Here is a 13,374-nt window from a genome sequence, read left to right as displayed (position 1 = left end):
TAATGCAACTGATTAGTATGATTTTTCTTGGTCTCATTGTGTTAGAACTGCTTTTTATTGTGTGGGTCGAAATTTTTGCATGGACGAGCAAAGGGCCAAAAATGTTCCCGCACCTTAGTGTTGATTTTATATACAGTACAAAAGAAATGGCGGCTAATCAAGGAATATACAATGCATTTTTGGCTGCGGGGTTAATTTGGTCGTTGCTCATCAAAACAGCACCGTGGAATGCTTACATTGCTTCCTTTTTCTTAGGGTGCGTTATTGTTGCAGGAGTTTTTGGAGCTTTTACATCCAATAAATCTATTTTTTATAAGCAGGCTCTTCCTGCTATTATTGCGATGGTAGTTCTTTGGATTTTTAAATAGCAAATCCAGTATTCTTAATTAAATTAGTAAGTGGTAATACGCCTTTACGAATACTTTTCTTACTGAAAAAGCATAGAAGGAGAATGCAAAAATGCATTCTCCTTCTATGCTTTTTCGTTTTCGTCACTTTTATAATGCTTAAAGGAATGCCTCTGGCCTCATTGTTGCAAGTGTACGGGCTGCTGTAGAGGGTACGATTTTTTTTATGGGCACGTTCAAGTGAGCGTTTGTGCGGATAGTGCGTATTTTTTACTTACAGCGGCTTTTGCTGAATAAGATTTACAAAGCTACCCGCAATTAATGAAAAAACCGATACTATGCTAGTTGGCGTATTTTTGTTACGAATACTCTTTTCGAATCTCACTGTCAATTGTAGGGTAAGCTAATATTATGTAGAGAGGCGCAACCCTTAAAAAGAGATTAAAAAGAAAAATATTTTAAATATTGTATGAAAGTTTTTATAAGAGGCAAAAATAGGATTGGGCCCAAACATTAAATTATTCGGAGCGTGAAAAACGTGAATGTCAGAAGAGGCGAAATTTATTATGCTGATCTCAGCCCAGTAATCGGGTCTGAACAAGGCGGGGTAAGGCCGGTACTGATTGTTCAGAATGATGTCGGTAACCGATTCAGCCCCACCGTAATTGCAGCAGCCATAACCAGCCAAAGGGCAAAGGCCAAATTGCCGACACACATTATGTTGGATGCAGAAACCACAGGATTAGCGAGGGATTCCATTGTGCTTCTCGAACAAATCCGCACCATAGATAAACACAGATTAAAGGAACGTATGGGGCGGCTAGACCATGGGTCAATGTCGCTGATTGATCAGGCGTTGTCTATCAGCTTTGGCTTAGAACCTGAAGCAGAGGTCAGGCAGGCTACATAGAAATGCCTGAAAACATCAACCTGAAGAATATTCTTTACCAATTACGCAAAGAATAAGGAAAATAAAGCGAATAAAAGGAGGTAAAGAAAATGGCATCATTAACCACAAAGGAGCTTTCTGCAATTGAAGACCAGCTTAGCGGAGAAAAACTTTTAATTACAAAACTGAAGGCTTATTCAAAGGGCTGCACAGACCCACAGCTCAAGCAGCAGTACAACGATTTGGCCTGCAAGCATCAGCAGCATTACGATAAGCTTCTCGGATTTTTAAGTTAAAAGGAGAAATGAAAATGGATCAGAATCAAAGCCAGAATCAAACGCAATCCTGCATGCAGGATAAAGAGGTTCTTCAAGACGTACTGTCTTCGCAAAAAGCGATTACCAGTACCTATAATACGTTTACCAATGAGTGCGCAACTCCGAATGTGCGTAATGAGTTCATGAATATCCTCAATGAAGAGCACCAGCTTCAAGCGCAGATTTTTGATGAGCTACACAAGCGCGGTTGGTATCCCACTCCAGCAGCAGAGCAGCAGAAGATTGACCAAGCAAAGCAAAAATTTCAAAATATGAATCAGAACGGCTGATTCCTTGCTAACTGCAAAAAGACCTCAGGCACGGGTTAAATCCCATGTCTGAGGTCTTTTGCAAGAAAAAGAGTGGAATAAAAAAGTAGGTAGATTGTATTCATTGGCCGCCCATACACACCAATACTTATGCTTCCACCAAAACAGGTGCTTTCACAATTTGCCCCTTTGTGTTTTGCCTGCGAACAATGGTGGAGAGAGTAAAATTAATGATGAAATACATGCCGGCCATGAAAGCGAATAAAATAAACACCTGCGTTGAGGAAGCGAACCGACCCATTAAGATCATACCCTTGCCAGTGAACTCCTCAATTGCGACCGCCCATAAAAAGGAAGTATCCTTTACGGTGGTAATCATCTGCGAGAGCAGAGAGGGCACAATGTTCTTAAAGCACTGTGGAATAATAATAAACCAAAGTGTTTGGAAGAAGCCAAAGCCCTGTGAATATGCCGCTTCGAACTGCCCTTTTTCAATGGAATTCAGTCCTCCACGCACAACTTCAGCCATTATCGCCGTTGTAAAGATAGACATAGAGAGAATACCGGAGTAAAGAGCGGGGATAGGAACTAGAAAGCGGATGGCCAATATCCAAAGAATCAGCGGTGTGTTGCGAAAGGTTTCAATATAAACCGCGGAGAGCTTGCCGAAAATACCTCGGTCATAGTTACGAATCAGCCCCAGAATGGTGCCGAAGAACAGCGCAATGGCTATGGTGGTGGTTGCAATAAAAACAGTGGTTCCCATTCCGCTTAGCAGAAATAGAACATTGTCCTTAGAAAAAATGGTACTTAATATTTCCATTACGCTGCTCCTTTCTTCGAGAGCTCCGGCAGGCTGCCCCAAAATACCTTCTTACTTTTTGCGGGTAGTGCGGTCGCCTGAATATCGTGGCTCTTGAGCTTCTGCTCGTAATTGCGCGCCCAAGTAGCAAGCGGGAAGCAAAGAGCAAAGTATAATAGTCCCGTAATAGCGTAGGCTGGGCCGTAAAGTAGTTGGCTGCTTGCCCAAGAATCTGCACGGTACATCAGGTCGCCACCGGCAATCATAGCGAGCACAGAGGTGTTCTTAATCAGGTTTACGGCTTGGTTTGTGAGTGGTGGCAGTACAATCTTTACGGTTTGCGGCAAAATAATAAACCGCATTGCCTGCACATGGGTAAAGCCTTGGCTTTTTGCTGCCTCCATTTGTCCTGCCGGTATCGACTGAATCCCGGTTCGAACTACTTCGCTGATATACGCACCGGTGTAAACACCGATTCCAAGCACGCCGATTGTAAATTTATCGAGCATCACACCAACGAGCGGAAGACCGTTGTACAAAAAGAACACCTGAATCACCAAGGGAATGTTCTGAATGAATTCTACATATACACGGCTGATTCCTTTCAGGCCGCGATGGTGCGAGGAAGAGAATATTCCAAAGACAATCCCGAAAAGCAAGGCAAGTGCCAATGCAAGTGTTGCAATGAGCAGCGTGGTTAAAAAACCTTCCGCAAACGTTTGCCAGTCGAGAAATAACCTTCCCCATTTATCCAAAGAAAAAGGTGAGTTGTTCATCCCTTATCCCTGCCTTTCTAAAAGATGAGTCTGAGGGAACTTTCTTCCCTCGTTATTGCTTTTTCACTAAGGTTAACTCAGGTGCCATTTGGCAATCATCTTATCCAGCTCTCCGCTGGATTTCAGCTTGCTGATTTGTGCATTTACGTATTCGGCAAGGTCTTTGTTGTCGAGCTTGCTGGCAACACCATACTGCTGGGGTGCGTATTTTTCGCCTAAAATCGTGGTGGTGTCATCTACATATCCGCTTAAAATAGAGCCGTCAACCGCAAAGCACTGTACCCGGCCGGAATCCAATGCGGCCTTTATTTCGGGGTAGGTCGCATATTCATCAAACTTCACGTTCAATTTATCCGTTTCAGCCGCAGCCTGAATGGCTTTCATGCTGGTTGAGCTTTGAGCAACTCCAATGGTCTTACCGACCAAATCCTTGAGGCCAGTGATACCGGAGTCTTTTTTCACCATTAGCTTTACAGCATCCGAAAAATAGGGATCCGAGAAGTTGTAGACCTTTTTACGCTCATCTGTAATGGTAAAGGTTGCGATTACCAAATCGACTTCGCCGTTGTCGAGTAGCGGGCCGCGTGTTTTGGCGGTAACCCCTTGTGTGTTTACTTTCGTCTCATCGCCGAGAAGGTCTTTGGCAAGGGCTTTTGCCAGGTCGATTTCAAAACCCTCGATTTCGCCAGTCTTTGTATTTTTAAGGCCAAAGTTTGGAACGTCTACCTTTACGCCGACCTTCAATACACCTGCGGATTTAATTTTATCTAATGTAGGAGTGGCAGTAGTGCCAGAAGCCGCAGTGCCGCTGCCTTCTGCCTTGCTGCTAGAAGCCGGAGCAGAGCCCGCACATGCGGTTGTCATCGCCAGCATAGATACCGCCATAATTGCCGCACACGCTTTTTTTAGTGTTGTCATGTGAATCTCTCCTTTATTTCTGTTGTATTAATACCCCTTCTATAAAGAACGGGAAGAAATTAAAATAAAAGCTATTTTAAAATTTTGCTTAAAAAAGCCTTGGTTCTTTCGTTTGTGGGGTTCTCGAAGAAATGCTCCGGCTTCCCCTCCTCCAGAATAACACCATGGTCCATAAAGATAATCCGGTCTGCTACCTGTCGGGCAAAGCCCATCTCGTGAGTAACAACCACCATCGTAATGTTAATGCGAGAGAGCTCAATCATTACATCTAAAACCTCTTGCACAGTTTCGGGGTCGAGCGCGCTGGTAGGTTCATCAAATAAAATGATTTTCTGCTTGGTAGCCAAAGCGCGTGCAATAGCAACCCTTTGCTGTTGACCGCCGCTTAAGGTGGTGGGGTAAACGTGCGCTTTATCTCGCAGACCTACCACGTCCAAATATTCATAAGCGCTCTTTTCGGCTTCCTCTTTGCTCATGTGCTGCAATTTAATAGGCGCTAAGGTTACGTTTTGCAGAACGGTCATGTGCGGGTAAAGATTGAATTGCTGGAAAACCATTGCAATGTTTTTGCGAACAATGTCGTTTTTGCTCTTTGCGTTGAGCTCTTCACCATCAATAAATACCTCGCCGGAGGTTGGTTCCTCTAAAAAGTTCATGCAGCGTACCATTGTGCTTTTACCGGAGCCAGAGGGCCCAATAATAACAAGCTTTTCGCCTTCTTCTACGGTTAGGTTTATATCCTTCAGCACATCCAAGTCGCCAAAGCTTTTATAAACATGGTTTAGCTTTATCATCGTTCATTTCCCTCCTGTATGAAAAAGTGCCGAAACACTCTTGGGTAATCGTTGAGAGTGGATTTTGAAATTTCAAATGTTAAATCCTGCATTTGTGGTTTTTGTTATCATACTCTTGTAAATAAAAAATGTCAAATTGGTTTTTCAAAGCTGTTGATTAAAAATGACATAAAACAACGACAAAACGAGTACGCAACAGAGGAGTGAGGTCGATATTTAGAGAATTAAACTAAAATGATTCACTATTGTTAATTTTATTTCTATCTATTTTGTAATGAAAAAACAATAAAAATAATCTATTTTTGAAAGTTTTAATAATATGAAATTCAAAAACATCTTTTTTTCACGATATAAGCTTATAAGAAATTTATACTTCCTTATTCATAGAATAACTTTCATCCGAATATAAAAGAGTATATATTCGGAATATACTTTAAATATTTCTTAAAATTAGTAAAGCACTCTTTATATAAAAATCAAAAGCAATTTTTCAAGATAACAAAGAATAGATTTTTATACATCATTTTTAAATTTTTAAGTTATTAAAGAATAGTGAAACTTGATAAAATAGCGATATTTGTTAAATTAAATGATAAGAGAAACAGAAAATGGAACTGCATAATTATGCGCTAATACAACTTGTTAATAGAAGTGAACTTGTATTTTTGTAAATTAATTTGTAGTTTTATAAGCGCTAAATTGATAATAAACTAAAAAATATTTTACTTTTTTTGATTTTTTAGATGATTTTTCGACAAAATAGTTGTATAATACAGAAAAGTAAAAAGAAGAGTCTTTAATATCGCGGCTCAAAGGTGTCGCGATCCTCTTTTCACTTTTTTGGTTTCGCACGCTAATGTGTTACCTTAAAATGCGGCGGCTGTGGAACAAGGTTGCCCTTATATCAATCTGGCACTTTGTAACCCATCCAGCCTTAATGTAGGCTGAGAATCTTAAATAAGGAGAAAAGTGATATGAAGCTGACACAAGAACAGCAGGATATGCTGGACGGTAAATACGGCAAAGGAACCGCATACGCAATGAAAATTCAGGTTGCGATTGGTGAATCCTTTGACGCAGAACGAATGGTTCCCATTACAAGAGCGCACGTTGCACTAAGTAACCAGGAGGCAGACCTCTGGTTTGCAGAAAAGCTGCTGAGTGCGGGTGCAAAATGTAGGGTGGCACCTACGGTAAACCCCGGGTTCTGTCTGTCTTTCTTTCAAAGCCGCGACATGGTTCCCCCGGAGTTTGCAGATTTAATGCAGAGAACACATAACGCCTACAAAGCGTTGGGAGCAGTACTAAGCTACAACTGTACTCCTTACATTGATACGAACGTTCCCAATTACCAGGAGGTCATCGCATTTTCCGAATCCAGTGCCACACCGTATGTGAATTCGGTTTGGGGTGCCAGAACAAACCGTGAAGGTGCAAATAGTGCATTGTGTGCTGCGGTTACGGGCTTTGTACCGGAATATGGTCTGCTGTTAGATGAAAACAGAAAAGGCAATATTCTCGTTGAAGTTCAGGCGGATATGAAAAATGACTACGATTACCACATGCTTGGTATGATGGGTAAAAAAATCGGCAACGGTATTGCGGTGTTTACGGGTCTTCCCAAGCACATCAGCAAAGAGGCACTTCGCAATTTAGGTGCAGAGCTAAATACCTCTGGTGCTTATGGCATGTACCATATTGTTGGTTTCACACCGGAAGCCCCCACGCTGGAAGCAGCATTTGGCGGTAAGGAGCCGGAACGCAAGGTTGTGATTACCAATGAAGATATTCAGGCAGAGCTGGAGAAAATCTCTCTGGAAGGCAACCGTAAAATCGATTTTGCCATGTTTGGCTGCCCCCACTTTACATTAGAAGAAGTAAAGCACATTGCCGAGCGGATCGAAGGCAAGAAGCTGGAAAAAGAAATGTGGATTCTCACCTCCAGCCATGTAAAAGAGATGGCAATTCGTATGGGGCTGGATGATATTATTACGCAGGCGGGAGGCTTTATTGTGCCGGACACCTGCCCAGACCAACCCTGCTGGGGTCACCTGAATGGGAAGGTGGGCATTACAGAATCCCCCAAATGTGCTTATTACCCACAGCGCAGAGGAATTCATTTTGTAATTCGAGATTTGGATACCTGCATTGAAGCAGCATTAACAGGTGAGGTGAGATAACATGGAGAAGAAAATATTTCAGTGCCATAAAATTTCAGAAGGCGTTGTAGAGGGCGAAGCAATCGTTTCGAAGGATGACATCATGTTTTACCTGATAGACCCCAAAACAGGTACAATGATTGAGCCGGGGCATGATTTAGAAGGGAAGAGCATTGCACAGAAGATATTAATCTTTCCCAGTGGAAAAGGTAGCTCTGTGGTGCAAGCAGATGGAATCTATCAGCTTAATATGCAGGGCAATGCACCCAAAGCGATGATTTTGCAGCATCCTGAAACCGTTTTGGTCTCCAGTGCAATCATTATGGAGGTTCCAATGGTAGATAAGGTTGACCCGGAATTTTATGACGTGGTAAAGGATGGCGACCGTATTCGTGTGGATGCCGATAATGCCACGATTGAAATTTTAGCGGAGTAAGGAAAGAACCTTACTTATTTAGGAGGAAAACAATCATGAATCGCCCCTTATTTTGGTTTATTGATGAAGAGTGGAAAGACTACGATTTAGAAGTGAGTGTTTTAAAAGAGCAGTATCCCGATTGTGAACTGCGCTTCTCCACTTATGAGTATGAAAAGGATTTGGAGGAGTTCGGCTGGAAGGCCGACGCCATTATTGCACAGGTTTATGCACATATTCCCGCGGCTGTGATTGAGCGGCTGAAAAACTGCAAAGGAATTGCCGTACTTGGCGGCGGTTACGACCGCATTGATACAGCAGCGGCTCGCGCTAAGGGGATTAGCGTTACAAATGTACAGGGCTATTGCGCAGAGGATTTGGCGGACTATGTGCTTGCTTCCATCTTTCATTTTTATAAGGGTTTAACTCAATATAATAGCAATTTAAAGAATGGGGAGTGGGGTGCACAGGCAGTTACTCACACACCGCACCGTATTTCGCAATCTACACTGCTTGTCATTGGGTGCGGTAGAATTGGCAGTACGGTAGCCAGTCACTGCCAGAGCCTTGGTATGAAAGTGGTTGCTTATGATCCGTTCCAAGACGATGAAGTGCTTTTAAAGCAAGGCATTGAGCCGGTTACCTTGGAGGAGGGACTCCGGCAGGCCGATTATGTAAGCCTAAATGTAAAGCTTGAGGAAAGCACCACCGGCTTAATTGGCGAGAGAGAGTTTTCACTGATGAAGCCTAGTGCCTATTTTATAAATACGGCACGCGGAGCCATTGTAAAAGAAGAGGATTTAATTAAGGCATTGGAAAACCGTGTGATTGCAGGAGCAGCATTAGATGTTATTACGCATGAGCCGCCAAGAGAGAAAGAGCCGATTTTTGATGCTCCCAATTGCATTGTTACCCCCCACATTTCTTACATTTCGCAGGAGTCTTTTGAGGAACTGCGTACCCGAGCCGCATGGAATGCCATTCGCATGCTGCGTGGTGAAGTTCCGAAAGATTTAGTGAATTAGGCTAGGGGCTGTTTGTTTGATTAATAAGCCTAAAAAGAAACGGAGAATTTAGAATCTGTTTCAAAAATCATCAAGGCTATTTGGGTGAGCCGCTGTAAGGAAGGGGATGGGAGACTGCCCATAGCTGTGTTATGAATAGAGGATAGGGCAAAGGAGATATTTAGGGGATAAATAAGAATCGCGGCTTTCCCGGCGGTTCCGTGTGGTGTGTGGGAAAACAGGTCGGGGAAGGAACCTCAACAGAAGAAGAGTAGAGAAAAGAAAACAGAATATTGGAGGGTGTTATATGATCGCATTGTTGACGAATCCTATACTTATTGCGGTTGTGGTCATGCTGGTTTTGTGTTTTGTAAAAGTCAACGTTATTTTCGCACTCATCATTTCTTCACTTGTTGGCGGTCTTTTATCTGGAATGACCATTCCAGAAACAATGACGCTGTTTACGGACGGCATGGTGGGAAACTGTGAAGCGGGACTAAGCTATGTAATGCTTGGTGCAGTGGCAGTTATCATTGAGCGCTGCGGCCTTACAAGCAGGCTGTCTGGCAAGCTGGGCGGTATTATCAAAGGCAGCAAAATAAAGCTGCTCTTAATTTTCATTTTCCTGTCTTTCTTATCGCAGACCTTTATTCCAATCCATATCGCATTCATGCCAATGATTATTCCGGGCTTGCTGGTATTAATGAATGAGATGAAGCTCGACAGACGCCTTGCCTCCTGTGCTTTGGCGTTTGGCCTGAAGGGAACCTGGGTAACCTTCCCGCTTGGCTTCGGTTTAATCTTTCATACCATCGTATCGCAAAACATGACGAAGTTTGGTATGCCGATTGCGGTAATGGATGTTTGGCACTTCACTTGGTTCCTTGGTTTTGGTACTCTGGTAGGCTTTATCGGTGCATACTTCTTGTACAGAAAACCCAGAGAGTACGCAATGGGAGACAATAGCTTTGTACAGGAAGAAATCGTTGCGGAAAACAATGGAGCGGCTACTGGTAAAGCCCTTATGAAAACACAGTGGGCTGCGCTGTTTAGCGTGCTTACTATTGTGATAGTGCAGCTTATTTTTGACACTATGATTCTGGGCGCTTTGTCTGGCCTACTGCTTTTCCTGTTATTGGGCGTAGTAAAGCTAAATGATATGCAGAGTGCAGTAGAAGAAGGTATTGGCATCATGGGCTTCATGGCGTTTGTTATGCTGACTGCCGCTGGTTTCAGCAACGTGCTGAGCAATAGCGGACAGATTGATCCCCTGATTCATTCCACAATTGCCGTACTCGGTACCAACAAGGTTGTTATTGTGGTAGTGCTGATTCTTCTGGGGCTTATACTTACCATTGGTACCGGCTCCTCGTTTGGTACGGTTCCGATTCTGGCGGCTTTGTATGTTCCGTTCGCACAGGTTATGGGTTTCAGTGTTGGCGCAACCGTTATTCTCATTACCGGTGCCGCAACCATGGGCGAGTGTGGTTCCCCCGCCTCTGACTCTACCTTAGGACCCACGGCTGGCTTAAATGCCGATGGGCAGCACGACCATATTTGGGATAGCTGTGTACCGCAGATTATTACCCTCGTATTAAGCGCACTCATCTTTGGCATTGTTGGTGCATTGATATTCTAAAATAACATAAGGGGCAAATTCTCTTTAATATGAGAATTTGCCCCATCATTTTTACTCCAAAGCTATGAATAAAGCGAAATAAATATAGTTAAATTAAAAAAAGAGAGCCCACTTACGCTTTTGTACAAAGCAGAAGTGGGCTCATCCATTATTTATTGGCTGTTAGCGATAAGGTTTCATTCATACTACCGGTACGGTAACCTGTAATATCAATCGAAACATATACGAACCCAAGCTCCTTGAGTTTAGTAGATATGGTATGGCGAATCTCTTTCTCAATCAGCTTCGGGTACTGCTCTTCCTCTACCTCAATGCGTGCTAAATTGCCATGGTGACGAACTCGAACTTGGCGAAAGCCTAAATCCAAAAGAATCTGCTCGGCTTTGTCAATTTGGGTGAGCTTTTCTTCCGAAATGGTTTCTCCATAAGGGAAGCGGGAAGAAAGGCACGCAAAGGAAGGTTTGCTCCAAGTAGGCAAGCTCATCTCTTTCGATAATGTGCGAATTTCTGCCTTGGAAAGGTTGCAATGCCGCAAGGGGCTTTTTGCATTCTGCTCGGCTACCGCAATTAGGCCAGGCCGGTAATCGCCGTTGTCGTCTAAATTGGAGCCCTCCACAATTTCCTTGAGTCCCAATTGATTTGCCACACTGCGTATTTTTTGGAAGAGCTCGGTTTTGCACAGGTAGCAACGGTTGACCGGGTTTTGAGAAAATCCGGTAATGTCGAGTTCTTCCGAATCAACTATGATATGCTGGATGCCATTCCGCTCACAAAAGAGCTTCGCCTCATTAAGCTCACGTTGGGGGAAGCTGCAGGAGCGTGCAGTAACCGCAACAGCTTTATCACCTAATACATTGTGTGCTACGGTAAGTAAAAAGGTGGAATCCACTCCGCCGGAAAAAGCCACGGCAACACTCTCTAGGGAACGCAGGTACTCCTCAAGCTGTTCCTTTTTCTTATGCAGTTCGTTCATGCGGTATTCCTCCACTATTCGTTTTCGTTGGAATGTAAGGCATTGTAAATAGTTTGGATAGGCACACCGTTCTGTTGTGCCGCAGCTTTCACATCCTCAAATTCTCCACTCGTTTTTGTGATATTGCCATAGGTTGCTTTTTTTACTCGAATTGCACCGTAACGCGTATGAACCGTTTCGCTTTTTCGGTTCATCACCGTTCTTTGAACCGGAATGCTGCGAATTCCAATGGTTGAAGTTTCTTCAAATACAATTGTTTCGAGCTCCGGTAGTAAAGCTTCTTCACACAAGAAAGAAAGTGTAAACGCGGGGCGGCACTTTTTCATGTAGATGGGGGTAAAGAACACATCCAGTGCGCCAGCGTCCAGTAAGCGGCTCATTACATAGCCTAGTATCTCTCCGGTTGTGTCATCCACATTTGTTTCAGCAAGTATAATAGCGGGCAATAATTTTTTTTTCTTTTTCTTTACAGGGAGAACCTCACCCATCATCAGGCGCAGTGTGTTGGGTATCTCTAAATCATACAAGCCGGCACCGTAACCGACTGCTTGTATTTCCATTTCTGGCTGCGAGCCATACTCCTGCGCTAACGCGGCTAAAATAGCAGCACCGGTGGGAGTAGCCAGCTCTTTTTGAATTCCATTTGAATAAGTGGGGATGCCGCCTTTGCGAATAATCTCGAGTGTTGCCGGAGCAGGAACCGGAATAAGCCCATGCTGGCAGCGTACAAAACCGGAGCCAACTGGAAGATGGGAAGCGACAATGCGGTCAGGCTTTATAAAATCGACACAGATAGCGGTACCAACTATATCAATAATGGAATCGATGGCGCCAACCTCGTGGAAATGAACCTCTTCGATTGGCTTTCCATGAACCTTTGCTTCCGCTTCCGCTACAAAAGAGAACATCTTTTTCGATAGTTGCTTTACATTGTCCGACAACTCGCTGGCATCAATGATTTGTGTGATGTCCTGTAAATTGCGGTGGGGCGCATGGCCATGCTCGCCGTGGTCGTGGTGGTGATGACCAGAATGCGTCTCGTGTGAATGAAAACCAGAATCTGCATGAAAATGAATTGCATGCTCGGCATACTTTTTGTTTTTGTTCTTATGCTTCTTTTTTTTGCTGCCCAGTTCTTTGGGGAGCTTGTTTTTTCCGCAGATGCAGTAAGTGCGGTGGTGCTTGCAGGTGCAGGGAGGGAGGGCTTTCTCATTTTTCTCTGCGTGCTGCTCTCTTTTCGAGGTATTTTCATGCTGGTGGGAATGCTCTGATTCCTCCTGCAAAATAACATCAAAATAAGTACCGGTAATCCCATTTTTCTGTTTTTTGGTGATTTCGATTTTATAGCCATCCACTTGCAGCTTATCAAGCTCTTGCAGTAAATACGCTTGGTCCACGCCTAAGTCCAAAAACGCACCGATTGTCATATTACCGCTGATGCCGGAAAAGCAATCCATATATAGAGTTTTCATTCCATTCCCTCCATTTTGTATTCGCCTGCCACATAGCGTTGGCAGTGTATCATGTTAAAATAAACTAGTTTTAAAAGAAAAACCATGAAAGGTAAGCTGCAAACGGCAACTAAAACCTTCATGGTTTTGATTCATCTTCCAGCTCCTTCTTCCTTGTTCTTCTGTAATGATTTCAAATCATAATTATTAGGGGAAAAAGGTATTATACAGGAAGCTTTGTTTTCAGGTTGCGACCAGGCCTATAAGCCGAGTTCTGTCGTGAACAGTCATCTATCTTGGCCGGGCGTTACCGCCGCAGCTCAGTGCCACCTGTTCGGGACGCGCCGGGCCGACGCATTTGTCCCATTCCGGTGTTGCTCCGAATAGGGTTTACATAGCCGCGCGGTCTCCCGCGCGCTGGTGGGCTCTTACCCCGCCTTTCCAGCCTTACCTGCACAAAGTGCAGGCGGTATCTCTCTGTTGCACTATCCCTGGGGTCACCCCCGGCGGCCGTTAGCCGTTATTCTTGCCCTGTGGAGCTCGGACTTTCCTCGGATAGGCCCTTTCGGGCGGTTACCCGCGACTGCTCAGCCTGCTCGCATCGTTCATTTTAACGAATTT

At 43.9% G+C, this 13,374-nt stretch carries 14 protein-coding genes and 1 other RNA gene; 8 read left to right on the top strand and 7 right to left on the bottom strand.

The features are described 5' to 3' along the window. The first annotated feature begins 17 nt into the window (after positions 1-17). From CAN90_RS10220 to CAN90_RS10205, 4 genes are all read left to right on the top strand, one after another. Positions 18-368, top strand: a complete 351-nt coding sequence (locus CAN90_RS10220) for a DUF1304 domain-containing protein (RefSeq protein WP_242953623.1) — start codon at positions 18-20, stop codon at positions 366-368. 517 nt (positions 369-885) lie between these two features. Beyond that, the gene (locus tag CAN90_RS10215) at positions 886-1,257 is read left to right on the top strand and encodes a type II toxin-antitoxin system PemK/MazF family toxin (RefSeq protein ID WP_085833723.1); all 372 of its coding nucleotides are present in this window, start codon (positions 886-888) and stop codon (positions 1,255-1,257) included. Between the two features lie 89 nt (positions 1,258-1,346). Beyond that, on the top strand, positions 1,347-1,532 hold the full coding sequence (locus tag CAN90_RS10210) for a spore coat protein (RefSeq protein ID WP_085833722.1): 186 nt from the start codon (positions 1,347-1,349) through the stop codon (positions 1,530-1,532). Positions 1,533-1,546: 14 nt separating this feature from the next. Then, positions 1,547-1,843 (top strand): spore coat protein, encoded by a 297-nt coding sequence (locus CAN90_RS10205; RefSeq protein ID WP_085833721.1) that lies wholly within the window; start codon positions 1,547-1,549, stop codon positions 1,841-1,843. 127 nt (positions 1,844-1,970) lie between these two features. On the opposite strand, the gene CAN90_RS10200 is transcribed toward CAN90_RS10205, so the two are convergent. The 4 genes from CAN90_RS10200 to CAN90_RS10185 all read right to left on the bottom strand — a co-directional run bounded on the left by CAN90_RS10200 (position 1,971) and on the right by CAN90_RS10185 (position 5,112). After that, positions 1,971-2,645 (bottom strand): amino acid ABC transporter permease, encoded by a 675-nt coding sequence (locus CAN90_RS10200; protein ID WP_085833720.1) that lies wholly within the window; start codon positions 2,643-2,645, stop codon positions 1,971-1,973. Beyond that, complete coding sequence (locus CAN90_RS10195) at positions 2,645-3,400, bottom strand: amino acid ABC transporter permease (protein ID WP_085833719.1); 756 nt, start codon at positions 3,398-3,400, stop codon at positions 2,645-2,647. Before CAN90_RS10195 ends, CAN90_RS10200 begins: the two co-directional genes overlap by 1 nt. A 72-nt stretch (positions 3,401-3,472) precedes the next feature. After that, positions 3,473-4,318, bottom strand: a complete 846-nt coding sequence (locus CAN90_RS10190; protein ID WP_085833718.1) for a transporter substrate-binding domain-containing protein — start codon at positions 4,316-4,318, stop codon at positions 3,473-3,475. Positions 4,319-4,389: 71 nt separating this feature from the next. Next, positions 4,390-5,112 carry an amino acid ABC transporter ATP-binding protein gene (locus tag CAN90_RS10185; protein ID WP_085833717.1) on the bottom strand — a complete coding sequence of 241 codons (723 nt, stop codon included), beginning with the start codon at positions 5,110-5,112 and terminating at the stop codon, positions 4,390-4,392. A 974-nt stretch (positions 5,113-6,086) separates the two neighbouring features. Here CAN90_RS10185 and CAN90_RS10180 point away from each other — a divergent pair. The 4 genes from CAN90_RS10180 to CAN90_RS10165 all read left to right on the top strand — a co-directional run bounded on the left by CAN90_RS10180 (position 6,087) and on the right by CAN90_RS10165 (position 10,329). Next, the gene (locus tag CAN90_RS10180) at positions 6,087-7,292 is read left to right on the top strand and encodes an aconitase X catalytic domain-containing protein (protein WP_085833716.1); all 1,206 of its coding nucleotides are present in this window, start codon (positions 6,087-6,089) and stop codon (positions 7,290-7,292) included. Between the two features lies 1 nt (position 7,293). Next, entirely contained in the window at positions 7,294-7,707 is a 414-nt protein-coding gene (locus CAN90_RS10175) for an aconitase X swivel domain-containing protein (RefSeq protein ID WP_085833715.1), read from the top strand. Positions 7,708-7,742: 35 nt separating this feature from the next. Then, the gene (locus CAN90_RS10170; RefSeq protein WP_085833714.1) at positions 7,743-8,711 is read left to right on the top strand and encodes a C-terminal binding protein; all 969 of its coding nucleotides are present in this window, start codon (positions 7,743-7,745) and stop codon (positions 8,709-8,711) included. A 286-nt stretch (positions 8,712-8,997) separates the two neighbouring features. Then, positions 8,998-10,329: a Na+/H+ antiporter NhaC family protein gene (locus CAN90_RS10165; protein ID WP_085833713.1), complete on the top strand. Its 1,332-nt coding sequence runs from the start codon at positions 8,998-9,000 to the stop codon at positions 10,327-10,329. 148 nt (positions 10,330-10,477) lie between these two features. Here CAN90_RS10165 and larE read toward each other — a convergent pair whose 3' ends face one another. From larE to rnpB, 3 genes are all read right to left on the bottom strand, one after another. Next, positions 10,478-11,302 (bottom strand): ATP-dependent sacrificial sulfur transferase LarE, encoded by an 825-nt coding sequence (gene larE / locus CAN90_RS10160; protein ID WP_085833712.1) that lies wholly within the window; start codon positions 11,300-11,302, stop codon positions 10,478-10,480. A gap of 14 nt (positions 11,303-11,316) precedes the next feature. Continuing rightward, positions 11,317-12,774: a nickel pincer cofactor biosynthesis protein LarC gene (larC, locus tag CAN90_RS10155; RefSeq protein ID WP_085833711.1), complete on the bottom strand. Its 1,458-nt coding sequence runs from the start codon at positions 12,772-12,774 to the stop codon at positions 11,317-11,319. Between the two features lie 226 nt (positions 12,775-13,000). Next, positions 13,001-13,352: RNase P RNA component class A (gene rnpB / locus CAN90_RS10150), an RNA gene on the bottom strand. Positions 13,353-13,374 lie beyond the last annotated feature (22 nt).

This window comes from Clostridium merdae (genome assembly GCF_900176635.1).
GTDB lineage: Bacteria > Bacillota > Clostridia > Oscillospirales > Acutalibacteraceae > Faecalispora > Faecalispora merdae.
This window is presented reverse-complemented; position numbering and strand designations above follow the sequence as displayed.